The following is a 16,444-nucleotide window of genomic DNA, read 5'->3' as shown; positions in this document are numbered from 1 at the left end:
ACGCCGTCATCCGAAGACGAGGAATCCGACGCCGACCAGACCGGCCGCCGACACCACGCAGGCAGCCGCGAATGCCGCGAGCGTGAGCGTGCTCCACCGACGCGCGCGCTTGGCGACGGAGGGGCGCTCCGGATCCGCAACGCGTGTGGGGGCCGCCCCGCCGATCACGACGGGAGGCGCGCTCGGCGCCACCGGTGCCGGACGCGGCTTGTAGATGGCCGGCTCGGGTACCGCGGGTGCCGCGAAGGGGTCGACGCTCGCGCCCGACGGATCGAGCTCGTCCGTCTCATCGAGCTCATCCGTCTCAACGAGCTCATCGGTCGACTCGCTCCGACGTCGGGAGCGGCGCGGTGCGCGCGAGACCACGACGGTGGCCTCGTCGGCTGGTTCATCCGCAGCGGTCCGCGAGCGGTCGACGACGACCGTGACCTCATCGGCAGGAGCATCGTCGGGATCGTCGACGTCAGGGGCCGGCTCGGGCGAGCGGTCGACCACGACCGTGGCCTCATCGGCGGAGTCATCCGCACTAGGCCGCGAGCGGTCGACGACGACCGTGGCCTCATCGACAGAGTCACGATCCCCGTCGGACGCCTTCTCCGCCTCGGACGCCTTCTCTGCGTCGAACGCCGTCTCCCCGTCGGACGCCTTCTCTGCGTCGGACGCCGCGGGCGTCTCGCCCGTGTCAGCCGCAGCCTTCGCCCCCGCGCGGCGACGATCGCGGCGCGTGAGCATGACCGTCTCTTCGACGTTCTCGTCGTCGGTCATCTCACCCGCACCGGAATCGTCGTGCCTTCGAGCATCGAGTCGGTCAGGGCGGATGCCGCGGCGAGGCCTGCCGTGCCGTCGTCAGCGGGGCGCGTGCGGGAGCCGCCGGACACGACGTCGATCACGACGACCGAGACGTTGTCACGCCCGCCGGCGTGCAGTGCCCGCCTGATCAGCGCCGCAGCGGCGGTCTCGGGTCGCCCGTTCATCGTGAGCATCGCGCGGATGCCCTCATCGCTGACCTCGCCGGTCAGCCCGTCGGAGCACACGAGCAGCCGTTCGCCGTCGATCACGGGGAGCAGCCAGCTGTCGGCGGTGCTGTCCGGACCGCCGATCGCCCGGGTGATGACGTTGCGCTGCGCGAAGGTCGCCAGGTCCTCAGGGCGCAGCTCGCCGGCATCCACGAGCTCCTGACCCAGCGAGTGATCGATCGTGAGCTGGGTGAGCTCGTTGCCGTGGTGGCGATACACCCGAGAATCACCGACGTTGAAGAGGAGCCAGTGCGGAGTGCCCTCGTGCTCGAGGAGCGCCACCCCCGAGACGGTGCTTCCCGCCCCGCGCTTGTGCTCCGCCGCGATGCCCTCGACCACTTCCGCCGCGCGACCGAGCGCCTCGCGCACGTCGTCGACCTCGATCGTCGCACCCGCGAGCGGTTCGAACGCTGCGACGACGGCAGCGCTCGCCCGATCTCCCGCCTCGTGCCCGCCCATCCCGTCGGCCACGAGGAACACCGGGGACGCCGCGAGCACGGAGTCCTCGTTCGCGGTGCGGGTGAGCCCCGTGTCGGAGAGCGCCGCGACGTTGAGAACGACGGAGGAGACGGTCACGAATCGCGCTCCGCCACGACGTGCATCCCGACCTCGCCGAGGATGAAGCGTCCGTTGCCCGTCACGCTCTCGCCCGGGTCGAGCAGAGTCTCGGTGCCGTTCTCCTCGACCACGACGACGCCGTTCGTGGCATGCAGGTCGGTGAGGCGCCACTCGTCATCGTGCACGACCAGGCGCGCGTGCGTCTTCGAGAGGGTGCGGGTCGTGTCCGTGATCGCGAGACGCTGCTCTCCGGGATCGCCCATGGGGTTGCGACCGATCACGACACTCGCGCCGGAGAGGGCGAAGGTGCGCCCGTCGTCGAGCACGAGCGATCGGCGCACCCCGCGCTTGCGGGCCACGACCACGGTCGCATCGAGATCGTCGTCGGTGGGACGCGGGGTGACCACCGTCTTGTCGACGTCGCCCGCGAGCCCGGCGTCGGGACCGGCCGGGGGTGCCACCGGGGCGGGCATTCCGATCGGCGCAGCCGACTCGGCCGGCGCCGGCGGCTGCTCGGTGCTCGGCATCGGGGCGGGACGGATGCTCGGGGCCGGGGGCGCTGCATCGACGGCGCCGGTGTCACGGAACGACGGCGGCACCGGTCGGACAGCGCGGGCCGGCTGCTCGAGCGGGCCGTCCGATGCGGGTGCAGGCTCGTCCGATGCGGGCGACGGCGTCACAGGAGCGAACGGTGCAGGGGCGGATGCCGCGGGCGCCTGTGGCGAGGGAGCAGGTGCCGAGGGAGCAGGTGCCGAGGACGGCGCCCCGCCCATGGCCGCCATGATCCCCGTCGCCGGGTGCGCGTCATCGCTGCCGGGTTCGCGGCCCTCGGTGGGAGACGCGACACGGCCAGGGTCGTTCGCGTAGGCGTCGAACTCGGCGTGACCGCTGAACTGCGGCGCGTCGGACGAGACGTGCGGCAGCGGCACGGCCGTCGGCGCGACAGGTGGCGCGGACGCGACGGGCGGCTGGGGCTGAGCAGGCGGCTGCGACGGCGACGGCGGAGCGACGAAAGCCGGCGGCTGCGGCGCGAAAGGCTGCGGCGGCACGGCGGGCGCGGCGTGCTCAGCGGGAGCCGGTGATGCAGGAGCCGGTGTGACGTCTGCGGGAGGCGGAGCGAAGGTGGGCGGAGCGAACGTCGGCGGAGCGAGGGTCGGCGGAGCGAACGACTCCGCCGGAGCACCCGGGGCGACGGGAGCACCCGCGACGGGCGGCTGCGGCGGAGCACCCCACACCGACGGCGCCGCAGCGGCGGGCGCGGCACCCTCTGCGGCCGGAGACTCCGACGGCTGCGTGGGGCGGGGCGGGGCTGCGTAGTCGGGGAAGACGAGTGCCGGCGGCTCGGCGGGCGCAGCCGTGTGCGGAGCCAGCGAGGGGATCGTGTAGCCCGAGGCATCGCGCGCCGGGGAGGCCGACGGAGGCGTGGTGCGGCGCGGTCCGGGCTGCAGCGCCGCGAGTCGCTCTCCCTCAGGGTAGGGAGCCGCACCCCAGGCGAGCACGGTCGCCCACACCGGCGGCAGCAGGATCGCGAGCACCGTCATTCCGGCGCCGCGGCCGAAGCGGCCGTTGATGCGATGGGTCGCGACGACCTTGAGGTACAGGCCGTACAGCTGGACGATCGGGATGAAGTAGAAGACCACCGACCACGCGGGCACACCGCCGCGCGCGAGGATCTCGGCCTCGTTGAGGACCGGGACCCAGCCCTTCCATCCCTCCCCGCCGATGCGCGGGAACAGACGCGACAGCGCCAGGGCGTACCAGACGTACACGGCGATGCCGATGAGCAGTCCGAGGCCGCCGACGATGGCGAGCATCGTGACGAGGCCGGTCTCCGGAGAGTCCGTCATGAGATCCCCTTCTTCGGATCGTCGAGCGATCCGGTCATTCCGAGCGTACCGAGAGCGGGCCGCACCCCGAAGAACGCGGTGCCACGCGCCGGTCGCACCCGCTCGATGAAAGACCGCGGTCGCACCCGGGTGACGATGCGACGCCACCGGCTCGTCGCACGGACGAGATCCGCCCGCTCGGCCTCGACGATCGCCCATGCGGCCGACGCGTCGTCATCCGTGGGCGGATGCTCCGAGAAGACACCGCGATCGACGAGCGCCGCGAGCCGCGCCGCCGCCGCGCGGTCGGTCGACCGCGCGCGCTGCGCACGCGTGCCCTGAGCATCCATCGCGATGTCGTGATCGGCGTACATGTCGGCGAGTTCCTCCCATGCCCCGGCGAGGCGCACCTCGGGGTCGTCGGCCGTGCGCCGGGATCGTGCGCGCTGCCGCTTCGCGAGCAGCAGCACGACCAGCGGCAGCACGAGCAGCACGAGCGCCAGGAGCCCGAGGCCGACGCCACGCAGGATCGGCAGCAGGACGGACAGCACCGCGGACCGGGGCTCGTCGAGAGGCTGCGCGTCGTTGTTCGAATCGCTCTGCGCCTGCGGCGGGTCGAGCGCCTCGGACCGCGGCTGCTCGGGCACGGTCGGGTGCTCCGGCAGCTGCTCGCCCTCCTTGATGGAACTGGGCAGCATCGCGTACTGCGGGGTCGTGTCGACCGGCATCCACTCGCCTCCGGAAGCGCGGACCTCGACCCAGGCGCTCATGTTGGCCCCCGTGCACACCTCACCGCAGGCGGGGATGCCCGGTACTTCGGCGGCCCCGGCGAGCCGTGCACCGATCACGATCCGCGACTCGAGGCCGAAGTGCTGGGCGAGCAGTGCCGCGGCCACCGAGAACTGCTCGTCGTCGCCGACGGCCGACACGAGCATCTCGGGACGGGCATCGGATCCGGCTCGACGCTCCTGCTCGATGAGCTCGGTGAAGAGCTGCTCGATGCGCGACACCGAGTGCCCCGCGTAGCTGGAGGCGAAGGCGTAGCCGTCGGCCTCCTTGAGCGAGGCGATCCACGCCGCTGCCGAGGTGTCGTCGAGCAGCGCATGGCTGAGGTAGCCCCGCGACCGCAGCCGGTCGATCAGCTCGAGGTAGCCCGCGCCCGATCGCGGCTGCTCCTGCAGCTCTGCCCACTCGGCCAGCGCGGGATACAGGTCGGTGTCGAGTTTCGAGCTCCCGCCCTGCGCCGCGGTGAGATCGATGCCGTCGGACGGCGCGTCGACGAGCACCGAGTAGCTGTCACCCGGGACGAGTCCCTGCGTGCCGCCCGGGGCATCCGCGACCGTGATGGCCGTGTCACCGCCCTCGTTCACGTGGAAGCCGTCGGCGAGGTCATCGGCGCGCTCCCCTGCGAACTGCGGAGCCTCGGCCAGCCCGGCGGGCGCCGGCACCCAGATGCCGCGGTAGGCGTCGCCGATCGTGATGTCGAGAGACACCCGCCCCTGACCGGGCAGCGCCGTGCGCGGAAGGCGGCTGAAGCGGTCCTCGGGTGCGATGTGGAAGTCCTCGCCGTCATACGAGTCGAGGGTGACGAGACGGATGCGGTCGACGGCGCCCGGGTCGCCGTCGACCTGCAGCACCGTCTCGTCGAGCCGGTCGCTCGCGAACCACGAGCGATAGGAGCTGAGGGGGCTGGCCTGCTGCTGCACGACGACCATGGGCTCGACCTCGTCGCGCAGGACCGAGCGGTCGGTCCACCCGGCGGCCGCCGGCGCGATCGCGAATCCCGCGATGAGCGCCACGACGGCGAGACCCGCCGACAGGAGGTGGCGACGGACGTTCAACCACACCGGTGTCGCGCGGCGGGAGACGTGGGCCGCGGCGACGGCGCGCAGTGCCTGGGCCCTCTGCAGTCGCGTGCGCCCGACCAGCCACACCAGAGCGGAGACGAACACGGCGACGCCGATGAGCCATTCGCGCGGTGCGGGCAGCGCGACCCCCAGCACGGTCACGGCGGACGAGGTGCCGCTGAGGCCGAACGCGATGCCGAACAGACTCATCGCCGCCACCACAGGCACCGCGATCGTCGCGCGACGCCCCTGCTGCATCACGAGCAGGGTGGCGAAGAACGCACCGAAGATCATGACCACGAGGAACGGGATCAGGACCGCCTGATATTCGCCGAGCGGCGGGTTCAGGGTCAGCATCTGCTTCCAGCCCAGCGCGACACCCAGCACCGCGTCACGGAGCCCGCCGAGGAAGGCCGGCACCGAGGTGAGCGCCGAGGGGATCGCGAGCGGCACGGCGACGACGAGGTAGACGCCGGCTGCGGCGAGCGCGGCGAGCAGCAGCCCCCAGCGCAGCATCCGCGCGACGACGGCGACGAGCATGCCGAGCACCCCGCCGACGATGCCGACGACGAGCGCCCGCGGCGCCTCGTAGACGGGCCAGGCCGCAGCGGTGGCGAGCAGGATGCCGACGACGACGTATCCGAACGACCACAGGATCAGCGGCGAGATCGCGAACCGACGCCGACCGTCGACGCCACCCCACCGGATGCCACCGCGCTGAGCGGCGCCTCGCCGGACGCCGGGCCGCCGAGGCCCCGCGGCGTTCATCGGAGGGCTCCGCGGGCGAGCATCTGCGGCAGGTCGCCGAGGGCGCCGAGCGTCATGACGGCGAGTTCGCGTGCGGTGCGCATCGTCGGCTGCTCGCCGAGCTCGCTGCGGACGGCCACGGCCTCGACCGCCGCAGGCAGCTTCACTGCGGCATGACGGAGCCTCTCGAGCGGCATCCGGGATCCGGTCAGCAGGAACCCGATCGACAGGTCGGGGTAGGACTGGGCGGTGAGCGCCGTGACCGCTTCGAGTCGCATCACCCGGTCGGCCGCATCGATGGTCGAGGTGGCGTCGAGCAGCGCCTTCGGCGTGACCGTGGGGAGGGTGCGGATCGAGAGGACCTCGGTCCCGCTGTGCTCGGGGATCTCGTTGCTCACCGAGAACAGCACCTCGCGCCCGTCCCGCACCCCCTGCAGGGCGAGGGATGCCGCGGCGCTCACCGTGTTCTCGAACTCGTCGTCGGTCTCATACGACTCGGCGTCGAGGTCGAGGATGATGGCGATGCGCGCGTGCCGCGACTCCTCGTACTGGCGCACCATGAGCTTGCCGGTCTTGGCGGTCGACTTCCAATGCACGTGCCGCTGCGAATCGCCGACGACGTACTCGCGCACGGCATGGAACGACAGGTCGGCGTCGACGAGCGCCGTGCTCGGCGTGCCCTCGAGGTCGCGGATGAGTCCCGCGCTCGTGCTGGGCAGTCGCACGGTCACGGGGTGCACGTGGATGCGCTGCACGTCGGGCCAGCGCAGCTCGCGCCGGAGGATGCCGATCGGGTCTCCGCGTGTGATGGTCATCGGTCCGACATCGATCACGCCGCGGCGGTGCGCCGCGATCGTGAGCTGCTCGCGGTGATGCGCTCCCGGTCGCAGGAGCGGGACGTGGGCCTCGACGAGTCCCTCGCCGACCGGCACGTCGACGACGCCGGGGAGCGAGAGCCGCTCGCCGTTGTTGCGCACGTCGAGCGTCGCGCCGATCTCGGCACCGGCCACCACGCGGTCACGATCGAGTTCGAGGTCGATGCGGTAGTCGTGCGCGCCGAGGATGAACGGGATGCAGACGATCAGCAGGACCAGGGCGATCGCTGCGACGGCCCAGGCCTCGACCCATCCGAAGAGGAGGCCGGCGACGACGCCGAGCACGAGCGCCACCACGACCAGCAGCCCGGCGGCGGTGACCGTCTCTCGCACCCACGCTGCGCTGCGTCGGACCGCGCGTCGCGTGGTGCGCAGCGCACGGCGCACGCCGAACACCGCACCGCGGACGGGGCCGCGGCGCGTGCGATCGTAGCGCGTCACCGTCGACGTGCGGGTCGAGGTGCTCGTGCCCGCCGTGGTGCGCGTCAGACGCGATTCGGTGCTGAAGCTCACGCAGTGCCGTTCTCGCGCGGGGGCTCGACGTCGAGGAGGATCTGACCGACGACGGCGACGGCCGTGACGCCGTCGAACTCGGCCTCGGGCTCGAGCACGAGACGGTGCGCCAGCGCGACGACCGCGAGCTCGCGGACGTCGTCGGGCGTCACGAACGTCCGCCCGTTCTTCGCGGCCCAGGTCATCACGAGGCGGGAGAGGGCGAGGGCGCCGCGCACGCTGGCACCGAGGCGCACCTCGGAGGCACGGCGGGTGGCGTCGACGATGCGCATGATGTAGTCGGAGACCAGCGGGTTCACGTACACGCCGCGCGACATCTCGGCCATCGTGAGGATGGTGTCGGTGCTGACGATGCCGTCGAGCACGTGCTTCGGCTGCGCGGCACCCTGCAGGATGCGCATGGTCGCCGCCTCGTCGGGGTAGCCGATCGAGGTCTTGATCATGAAGCGGTCGAGCTGCGCCTCGGGCAGGCGGTACGTGCCGCCCTGCTCGATCGGGTTCTGGGTGGCCATCACGAGGAACGGCGAGCCCACCGGACGGGTCACGCCGTCGACCGTGACCGTGCCCTCTTCCATGACCTCGAGCAGCGCGGACTGCGTCTTCGGGCTCGCCCGGTTGATCTCGTCGGCGAGCACGATGTTCGCGAAGACGGGACCGGCGTGGAACTCGAAGGCGCCCTCCTTCTGGTCGTAGACCGTGATCCCGGTGACATCGCCGGGCAGCAGGTCGGGCGTGAACTGGATGCGGGTGCTCGTGCCGGTCACGGTCTGCGCGATCGCTCGGGCGAGGGCGGTCTTGCCGGTGCCGGGGAAGTCCTCGAGCAGCACGTGACCACCGCTGACGGCCGCGGCGAGCACCAGTTCGACGACGTGCCTCTTGCCGAGGATGGCCTGTTCGACGTTGGCGGTGAGGATCGAGAACGTCTCCTGGAACCAGGCGGCCTGTTCGGCGGCGATGGTCACGGGAGCAGCGGAGGGAGCAGGCATAGGGCAACCGTATTCGTCTCGGGCGCCTGCACGGAGCAGGGCGATGGAGTGCAGGGCGGTGGGGTGCGGGTCGGTGGGGTGGAGGGAGTCGTCATCGCGGCACGCTCAGCCCTCGGGGTCGGCGGGGACGACGGGGTCGAGTGGGTCATCGGGATCGGTCGGCTCGGGGGCCGGGGGCTTCGGGGGCGGTGGCTGCGTGCACAGCGGCGCCCGGTGCGTGATCGATTTGAGCGAGGCGAACGCGCCGTTCCAGGTGATCTTGACGTCGACCACCGAGACGCCGTCGACGATCTTCGGGGTGAAGGTCGGCGTGTACGAGCCGCGTGCCGCGGCGGTCACCGTGAAAACGTCCCGCGGATTCGCAGGCACGCACTGCTGGAACTGCACGCCCACCGTGGTCGGTGCCGTGCGGGGGACGATCTCGACCGGATCCGAGCAGTACATCGTCAGCACGGCGTGGCACGAGCGCACGCTGACAGGCAGAGGAGAGGCGTCGGGGCTCAGCTCGAAGTTCGTCCGCGGCGATCCGTACATGGTGTACTGCGGCACGAAGCCGTCGCGCACCGCGATGTCCGGTGCGGACTCGAGCCCGTACGCGTAGCGGTTGTCCTGGAAGGCGGGCTGGGTCGCGACCGTGTAGCCCCTGTTCCCGTTCGGACCGTCCACGAAGACGAACGTGAACACCTCGGCCGTGGCGGACTCGGCGACGCCGTAGCCGTTCGAGGCACACGCCTTGACCTTGTACATCGAGTACTCGGCGAGTTTGGTGAGTGTCGCGGACGCGGACTGCACCTCGGCGCCCGAGACCACGAGGCGACCGTCGCCGTCGGCGGTGCAGCTCGCGTTGCCCGAGCGCCAGGCGAGATACACGACGTCGAGGGCCTGCGCGCTGCCGTTGGCCTGCGCCCGCACACCCGCGACGTTCACCGAGGTGTTCGACGCCGCGGTCGCCTGCGTGCCCGCGGGATCGAAGTACACGGTCCCGGCGACCGTCACCGAGGTGCGGAACGCGCCGCCCTCGTTCCCGCCGTCGCCCGTCGGCGGCTGGAACTGGCTGATCGGCACGAGGGTGAGCGTCTGCGCACCGGGCGAGAGGCTGATGTCAGCCGTGGTCGTGGCGCCGGTGCGCTCGATGACCTGACCGGTCTCCTCGATGCGGAACGCTCGGGCGTCGTCGGATGCCGCGACCGACAGCGCGGCCACTCCGCGACCGCGCTCGGTCACGCCGGGGCGATAGACGGGAGCCGCCGAGGCGTTCGACACGACGGGTGCCGCGTACGCCCAGGTCGTGTGGGCGGACGTGGGGGCCGATGTGCCGACCGCGTTCACGGCGGAGGCGGTGAACGCGTGGGGCTCTCCGTTGACGAGACCGCTGACCGTGCAGCGATAGACGCCGCCGCCCGCCGGGCTGCAGGAGGCGTTCGCGGGTGCGCCGTCCTGCAGGACGGTGATCGCGCTGACGGCGGGGTGCGCTCGTCCGGCCTCTCCGAGCGGGACCTCGAGCTCGACGGTCGACCGGGTGAACCCGACGGTGGAGACGCTCGCGGGAGCCTGCGGGAACCCCTGCAGGTCGAGCGTCAGCGTGCCGGTGCCGGTGCGCCCCTGGGCGTCGGAGACGACGAACGGGATGACGCACTGGCCGCCGGGCGCCTGACCGCCGCCCGGCCAGCTGGCGGTGATGGCGGTGCTGCCCGACGTCGAGATCGACGCGACGTCGCACCGCGCGCCGCTGCCGAGCGACACCAGCCGGAGCCCGGAGCCCGCCTTGCCCGCGAAGGGGTCGTACTCGCCGGCGACGTCGACGACCTCGATCGAGCAGCTGGGATCGGTGACGACGCACTGGCGGGTGAACGTCGCGCCTCTGGGCGCATCCGGTGGCGCGGCGCCGACGACGAGACGCACGGATGCCGAGGGCTCCCCGTACCGGGGCACCGTGACGCTCACCGTCTCGGTGTTTCCGGGACGCGCATCCGCCCTGGCCTCGATCGTGAGCGCCGACCCGTTCTGGTTGACGATGAAGGCCGAACCGTTGTAGACGACGCGGTAGTCGAGCGATCCGACGTCGCCTTCGCGACCGCCTTCCCAGCTCGCCATGTTCGCGTACAGGTCGATGCTCTCGGACGCCCCCGGGGCGACGGTGTGCGAGATCGACGAGAGCAGCAGCTGCGGTTCCGCCGGGCGGATGCTGATCGGGACGTCGATGTACGACCACCGCTCTTGGCCCTGCAGCCGAACCGGCACGAGGCACGTGTCCGACCAGGGTGCCTCTCTGCCGGCCTGATACGCCGCGGCGCCGGCGCCGTCGGCGGCACACGTCGCCGCAGCGCGCTGCGCCGTGAACTGCCCCGTGCCGACCTCGATGGTGTCGGACGCCGGCAGGTCGACGTAGTCGCTCAGCCCGAAGGAGACCGATTCGTCCTCGTCGACCACGACGGGTGTGGCACCGGGGGTGATCTGCACCTGCATGTCGTCGAAGGCGGGGATGTGCAGGAACCCGTGTCCGACCACATCGCGCCCGCCCTGCGCCGTGCCGGTGAGCTGGAAGGGCACGAGTGCGCCCTCTTCGGGCGCCTCGCCGACGATGCGGTCGCCCTGCACCGCGAACCCTGGCTGGTCGCCCCAGAGGCTCAGCTTCAGCGAGCCCACGTCGCCGGACGGCCAGTTGACGCGACCGGTGACGACATCGATGCCGCGCTCGGCGATCTCGTCCCTGTCCCGCGCTGTGAGCACGGTGTCGGCGACGGTCGGCTGGTCGGTGACGGCGCCGTCCGTGACCGTGACGACGATCAGGCCCTGCGACGTGCTCGACGATCGGGTCGACTTCACCGTGTAGAAGTACGAGTTGGTCCCCGCGGTGTCGCCGGCCCGCAGCACGATCCGCCCGTCCTTCAGCGAGGTGTCGGGGTCGATCAGCGAGGTGAGCCGGTCGTACAGCGGGTTCCCCTTGACCGGAGGGGCGTTGGGCACCAGCTCCGTGATCTCGAGCTCGCTCTGCGCCGGGTCGAGATCGTTCGAGCGCGGGTCGAGGACGACGGGGGTCGTGGACCCCGCCTCGACGCGCACGTAGTCGCTGAACGTCACGGGAGCGGCGTCGTCGACGTCGGCGTCCAGGACTCCGACGCGGACGATCCCGGTGCCGGTCTCGCCCTGCGGGTCGCGGACGGTGTAGCGGAACGACGCCTGCCCGCCGGGCACGCCGCCGGCCGGCGCACGGTAGACGATGGAGTCCCCGCTGGCCGAGATCGTCGCCGTGCCCGTACCGCGCTCGGGCTGATCGACGCCGGCGAGCACGACACGGTCGCCGTCGCTGTCCATGCCCGTCGTCGGCACCGGCATCGACACCGTCTGGCCGCTCAGCACACGCCCCGTGAGCGTGGTCGGCGTCGGCGCGCGGTTCGTGCCGGCGGGGAGGACGGTGACCGTGACCGCGCCGTTGTCGTACAGCGAGGGGTTGCGCTCGAGCGACACCGAATAGGTCAGGCGGTAGGTGCCGGGGGTCGACGGAGCGAGATAGCGCAGCGCGTTGCCGTCTGCGAAGACCAGCTCGCCCGGTTCTCCGGAGCCGGTGACCTCGGGGAGCACCACGAGGGGCTCGCCGCGAGGAGCGACGTCGTTGGCCGCGACGCTGATGCGGGTGAGCGATCCGGCACGCACCGTGATGGCATCCGGGAAGACGATCGGCCGGGTGACCGTGGACGGCGGCGCGAGGAACACCGTGACGGTGCCCTGCACGGCCGCTCCCGCGCCGTCGGCGACCGTCACGGTCGCCGTGCCGATCACCCCGGGATCGCCGCTCTCGGTGGTGCCGTTGACGCGGATGCTCTCGTTGCCGACGACGCGCACGTTCAGCTGCGGCGTGGAGCTCACCGCATCCGAGAGCATCAGCACCCGGCCGCTGGTGTTCTGCACGGAATCGAGCACGTCGACCGTCGTGTCCTCGCCCTCGCGCACGAAGGCCGTGAGAGGCGCCATCGCGAGCGCCGACGACCCGTCGACCGCGGTGACGCGGATGACGGCCGACTGCTCCGCCTGGGTCGAGGTGTCCTGCGCGGTGTAGGTGACGACGTACTGACCCGGTTCGGCGACCGTCAGCTCGACGGTGCCCGCAGCCGTGTTGGGGGTGACCTCGAGCCCCTGCGCGGTCGCCGCGGTCTGCACCGCATCGACCAGCCGGTACGAGCCGGAGCCGCCGGAGAGGTGGTCGGAGACGCGGATCGACTGCCGCTCCCCCACGCGGGCCGTGATGGCGACCGGAGCGGCGATCAGCGCGGGGCTGCCCGTCACCTGCACCTCGAGGGTCTTCTCGGCGGTCGCGCCGTGCACGTCTTCGACCACGACCGTGACCGGGATCACGGCATCCGCCGCGTTGGGATCGGTGTGACGGATCGCGACCCGCCCGTCGGCCATCGGGACGACCATCACCGGCGACGAGGGATCGGTCTCGTAGGCATCGCTCAGGACGAAGGGGTCGCCCTCGGGATCGACCCATCCCGACAGGGCGGACACGATCGTGCTGCCGCCAGGGAGGAGCTGCGGGGTCGGCCACTCCTGCTGGCACGCATCGACACCGCACCACACGGGCGCGGAGTTCGACGCGTCATCGACCACCGTGAGCGTGACCGTCGCGGGCGCCGAGATCGCTGCCCCGTCGGTCACCGCATACGTGAAGCTGGTCTGCCCGGACCCCGCGCGCACGCTGACGACCAGGGACTGCCCGTTCGCGACGAGCGACAGGTCGCCGAACCCGGAGTCGGCGAGCCCCGAGATCGACCCGGGATCGATCGACAGGACGTCCTTCTTGTTCGGGTCGTGATCGTTGAAGAGCACCGGCAGGAGCACCTGCTGGCCGGAACGCACGCCGAACGCGTCGTTCACGGCCACGGGAGGCATCTGCTCGGCGACGTCCTCGACGATGACGGTGCCCTCCTCCTGCTCCGTCTCGTCTTCGACGGCCCACTGCTCGAGGGGGATCAGCACGCCGTCGGGGGCTGTCCAGATCAGTCCCGTGCCGAGTTCGCTCAGCACCGCGCGATCGCCGTTCTGCTGGAACACGGGTTCGATCGTCGCGGAGTCGAGGGCCTCGTCGGGAACGATCAGCGGCACGGTCTCGCCATCGGCCCAGAGGGTGCCGGATGCCGTGTCGAGCCAGGCGGCGAAGGTCTCGCCGCCCACCACGACGGGAGTCGCGGGGACTCCCGAGGCGTCGACCGTGCGGTCGGATTCCCCGGAGGCGAGATCGACGGTCACGAGTCCGTCCGAGTCCGCGATGACGAGGTCGTCGCCGCGGGCGGATCCTGCCTGGAGCGCGGCGTCCTCCGCGACGTCGAGCGTCGTCGGCTCGTCACGACCCGAGATCCAGAGATCGCCCGAGCTCGCCTGCAGCATCGCCCAGCGGTCGCCGACGACGGTGAGGTCGAGGTCGTCACCGGCGTCGGGTGCGTCGGTGAGCGCGGTGCCGTCGTCGAGGAAGCGGTATTCGTCGATGTCGAAGCGTCGGACGGCGCCCTCTTCGGCCGAGTACAGCGCCAGCAGGCCGTCCGGTGACAGGCCGACGGCGTCCGCCGTGTAGGTGGGCGGATCTTCGCCCTCCTCCACCTCGACCTCGGCGAACGGGTCGACGAGCGCCGTCGCGGCTCCGGTGTCGAGCGTCGTCACGGACACCTGCCCCGTATCCGTGCGGTAGGCGACGTAGGGGCCTGCCGAGATGATCTCGCGCGTGCCCGCCGGTGTCGGCTCCGAGGCGATCGGGGCTCCCTCGGCCGACGGGTCGGAGAGGAGGTCCGTGGGGCTGGCCGGGTCGACGTCCCAGCGCTGCCGGTTGCCCTGGGCGTAGAGCACGGCGGCTGAACCGCTCTGCCACACCGCCTCGGGGTCGTCGACGTTGCGCACGGTGTCGATCTCGGCGAGCTCGGTGTTCACGCGGGCGTACTGTCCGCTGTCGCGCATCACCCAGACCGCGGATTCGAGGCGTGGCACCTCCTGCGACTCGTAGCCCTGCGCGGTGATCGCGAGAGTCACGACGACGGCGAGGGCGGCGATGCCCGAGACCGCTGCGATGAGCCGGCGGCGTGGGCGCGGGGTCGCTTCGCTTCTCGTGCGGTCGCCGATCGCCATCACAGGACTCCCGTCAGGAACAGCGCCGTGACGCCGACGCCGGCGAGGACGGCCGCCCCGATGACGGCGCCGATCACACCGGCGACCAGCGGCGAGCGGGTCTTCGTCCGGGGCGTGGACGGAAGGTCATCGCGATCACGCGGTGCCGCGTGCGGACGGGCGGCGCGTGCGGCACGGCGCGAGTCCGGCGCGACAGTCGTGATGACGGGGCCTCGCGGTGCCGAGTCGGAGAAGCTCACGGGCGCGGCGGCCGCCCACTCGGCCGAGGCCGCTTCGAAAGCTGTGGGGTGGATGCCGAGTTCGTACTGCGCCCAGCGCAGACGCTCGGCGAACTCGGCCATGCTGGTGAAGCGCTTGGCGGGGTCGCGCTGCATGGCGGTCGCGAAGATGTCGTCGATGATCGGCGGGATGCCGGGGATCGGCACGGCCGTGTAGCGCGCCTTGATGATGCGGTCGGTCAGCTGATCACGCGAGTTGGAACCGCGGTCGGCTCGCTCGAACGGGCTGCGGCCGGCGAGGAGCGTGTAGAGCGTGGCGCCGAGACTCCAGATCTCGCTGGGGACGGATCCGGTCACCCGTTCCTGCAGCACCTCGGGTGAACTCCACGGCACGGACATCGCGATCGTCTCGCCGTCACCGTCGTCGATCACGGCGGCGGCGATGCCGAAGTCGGCGAGCACGGGGGCGCCGAGGGAGTTGATCAGCACGTTCGAGGGCTTGATGTCGCGGTGCAGCAGGCCGGCACGGTGCACGGTCTCGAGCGCCCCGGCGATGCGCACACCGGTGTCGAGCACGTCGGCGAGGGGCAGCGGAGCCTTCTTGTACCGCGCGCTCATCGTGTCGGGGCAGTACTCCATGGCGAAGTAGGGGCGCCCGTCGGCCGAGATGGAGGCCTGGTAGATCGTGACGATCGAGGGGTGCGCGCTGAGGCGTGCCGAGATGTCGGCCTCGACGTTGAAGGTGCGCAGCACCTCGGGGTTCACGGCGTCGGCCAGCAGCACCTTGACGGCGGCCACGCGGCGAGGCATGTCCTGCTCGTAGAGGAACACATCGGCGAATCCGCCGGAGCCGAGGGGGCGCACGTAGCTGTACCCCGCCAACGTCGGCGGGGTCGATGCCATGCGCGTGGCCACTCATGCTCCTCACGGTCGGTGCAGGGAGACCGCGCCGTGCCTGAGCCTGACGCCACGCGCAAGGCGTTCCCCCCGGTCACCGAGTATATCCGCGGAGCCCGCTCAGCCTTCGCCAGCATCCGACGACATGGTCATCGACCATGCCCGCCGACTGCATGAGCGCGTACATCGTCGTCGGCCCCACGAATCGGAAGCCACGCCGCCGCAGCTCTTTGCTCATGGCCGTCGACTCGGCGGTGACGGCGGGGACGTCCGACAGCGTCGCGGGCCGAGCGCCGGGCGCGGGCGCGGGCGCGAAGGACCACATCAACTCGTCGAGCTCGCCGTCCGCCATGGTGCGGACGATGCGAGCGTTGCCGATCGTCGCCTCGATCTTGGCCCGGTTGCGGATGATGCCGGCGTCGGCCATCAGCCGCTCGACGTCGCCCTCGTCGAACGCCGCGACGGCCTCGACGTCGAACCCCGCGAAGACCTCGCGGAAGCGGGGACGTTTGCGGAGGATGGTGATCCACGAGAGCCCCGCCTGGAAGCCCTCGAGGGCCATCTTCTCGAACAGTGCCCGGTCACCGTGCAGCGCGGTGCCCCACTCTTCGTCGTGATAGCGACGGTACTCGGGGTCATCACCCACCCACGCACAGCGGGCGCGATCGTCGGGGCCGATGGCGAGGGAGGTCATGTCCTCACCGTATCGGCAGGCTCGGACAGCGGCGCGGGAGAACTGTTGTCGGGGAAAGTGTCGTCGGGCAGTCCCGTGTCGGGGAGGCTGGGTGTGGGGGTGTGCCAGTGCTGGTGGGGGTCCCACCAGGGGGGTCCTTGGATTTGGGGGGTG

General features: G+C 71.6%; 9 protein-coding genes. All 9 read right to left on the bottom strand.

Annotated features, from left to right (window positions below; all coding sequences use genetic code 11):
* Positions 1-6: 6 nt before the first annotated feature.
* Positions 7-765, bottom strand: a complete 759-nt coding sequence (locus tag HWD99_RS00050; protein ID WP_241794151.1) for a hypothetical protein — start codon at positions 763-765, stop codon at positions 7-9.
* A complete protein-coding gene (locus HWD99_RS00045) occupies positions 762-1,592 on the bottom strand; it encodes a PP2C family serine/threonine-protein phosphatase (RefSeq protein WP_241794150.1) in 831 nt (276 codons plus the stop codon). The genes HWD99_RS00050 and HWD99_RS00045 overlap by 4 nt, the downstream gene beginning before the upstream one ends.
* Entirely contained in the window at positions 1,589-3,421 is a 1,833-nt protein-coding gene (locus HWD99_RS18425) for a DUF5684 domain-containing protein (RefSeq protein WP_274617891.1), read from the bottom strand. The genes HWD99_RS00045 and HWD99_RS18425 overlap by 4 nt, the downstream gene beginning before the upstream one ends.
* Positions 3,418-6,015 (bottom strand): transglutaminase-like domain-containing protein, encoded by a 2,598-nt coding sequence (locus HWD99_RS00030; RefSeq protein ID WP_241794149.1) that lies wholly within the window; start codon positions 6,013-6,015, stop codon positions 3,418-3,420. The genes HWD99_RS18425 and HWD99_RS00030 overlap by 4 nt, the downstream gene beginning before the upstream one ends.
* Positions 6,012-7,382, bottom strand: coding sequence for a DUF58 domain-containing protein (locus HWD99_RS00025; RefSeq protein ID WP_241794148.1), 1,371 nt, complete (start codon positions 7,380-7,382; stop codon positions 6,012-6,014). Before HWD99_RS00025 ends, HWD99_RS00030 begins: the two co-directional genes overlap by 4 nt.
* A complete protein-coding gene (locus tag HWD99_RS00020) occupies positions 7,379-8,344 on the bottom strand; it encodes a MoxR family ATPase (protein WP_194765313.1) in 966 nt (321 codons plus the stop codon). The genes HWD99_RS00025 and HWD99_RS00020 overlap by 4 nt, the downstream gene beginning before the upstream one ends.
* Positions 8,345-8,473: 129 nt before the next feature.
* The gene (locus tag HWD99_RS00015; RefSeq protein ID WP_241794147.1) at positions 8,474-14,482 is read right to left on the bottom strand and encodes an Ig-like domain-containing protein; all 6,009 of its coding nucleotides are present in this window, start codon (positions 14,480-14,482) and stop codon (positions 8,474-8,476) included.
* Positions 14,482-15,615 (bottom strand): serine/threonine-protein kinase, encoded by a 1,134-nt coding sequence (locus HWD99_RS00010; RefSeq protein ID WP_241794146.1) that lies wholly within the window; start codon positions 15,613-15,615, stop codon positions 14,482-14,484. The genes HWD99_RS00015 and HWD99_RS00010 overlap by 1 nt, the downstream gene beginning before the upstream one ends.
* Before the next feature lie 76 nt (positions 15,616-15,691).
* Complete coding sequence (locus HWD99_RS00005) at positions 15,692-16,291, bottom strand: DNA-3-methyladenine glycosylase I (protein WP_241794145.1); 600 nt, start codon at positions 16,289-16,291, stop codon at positions 15,692-15,694.
* Positions 16,292-16,444 lie beyond the last annotated feature (153 nt).

Origin of the sequence: Microbacterium sp. C5A9 (assembly GCF_022627955.1) — a bacterium.
Classification (GTDB): domain Bacteria; phylum Actinomycetota; class Actinomycetes; order Actinomycetales; family Microbacteriaceae; genus Microbacterium.
The sequence above is the reverse complement of the archived record's forward strand: the minus strand, read 5'-3'. Positions and strand labels throughout refer to the sequence as shown.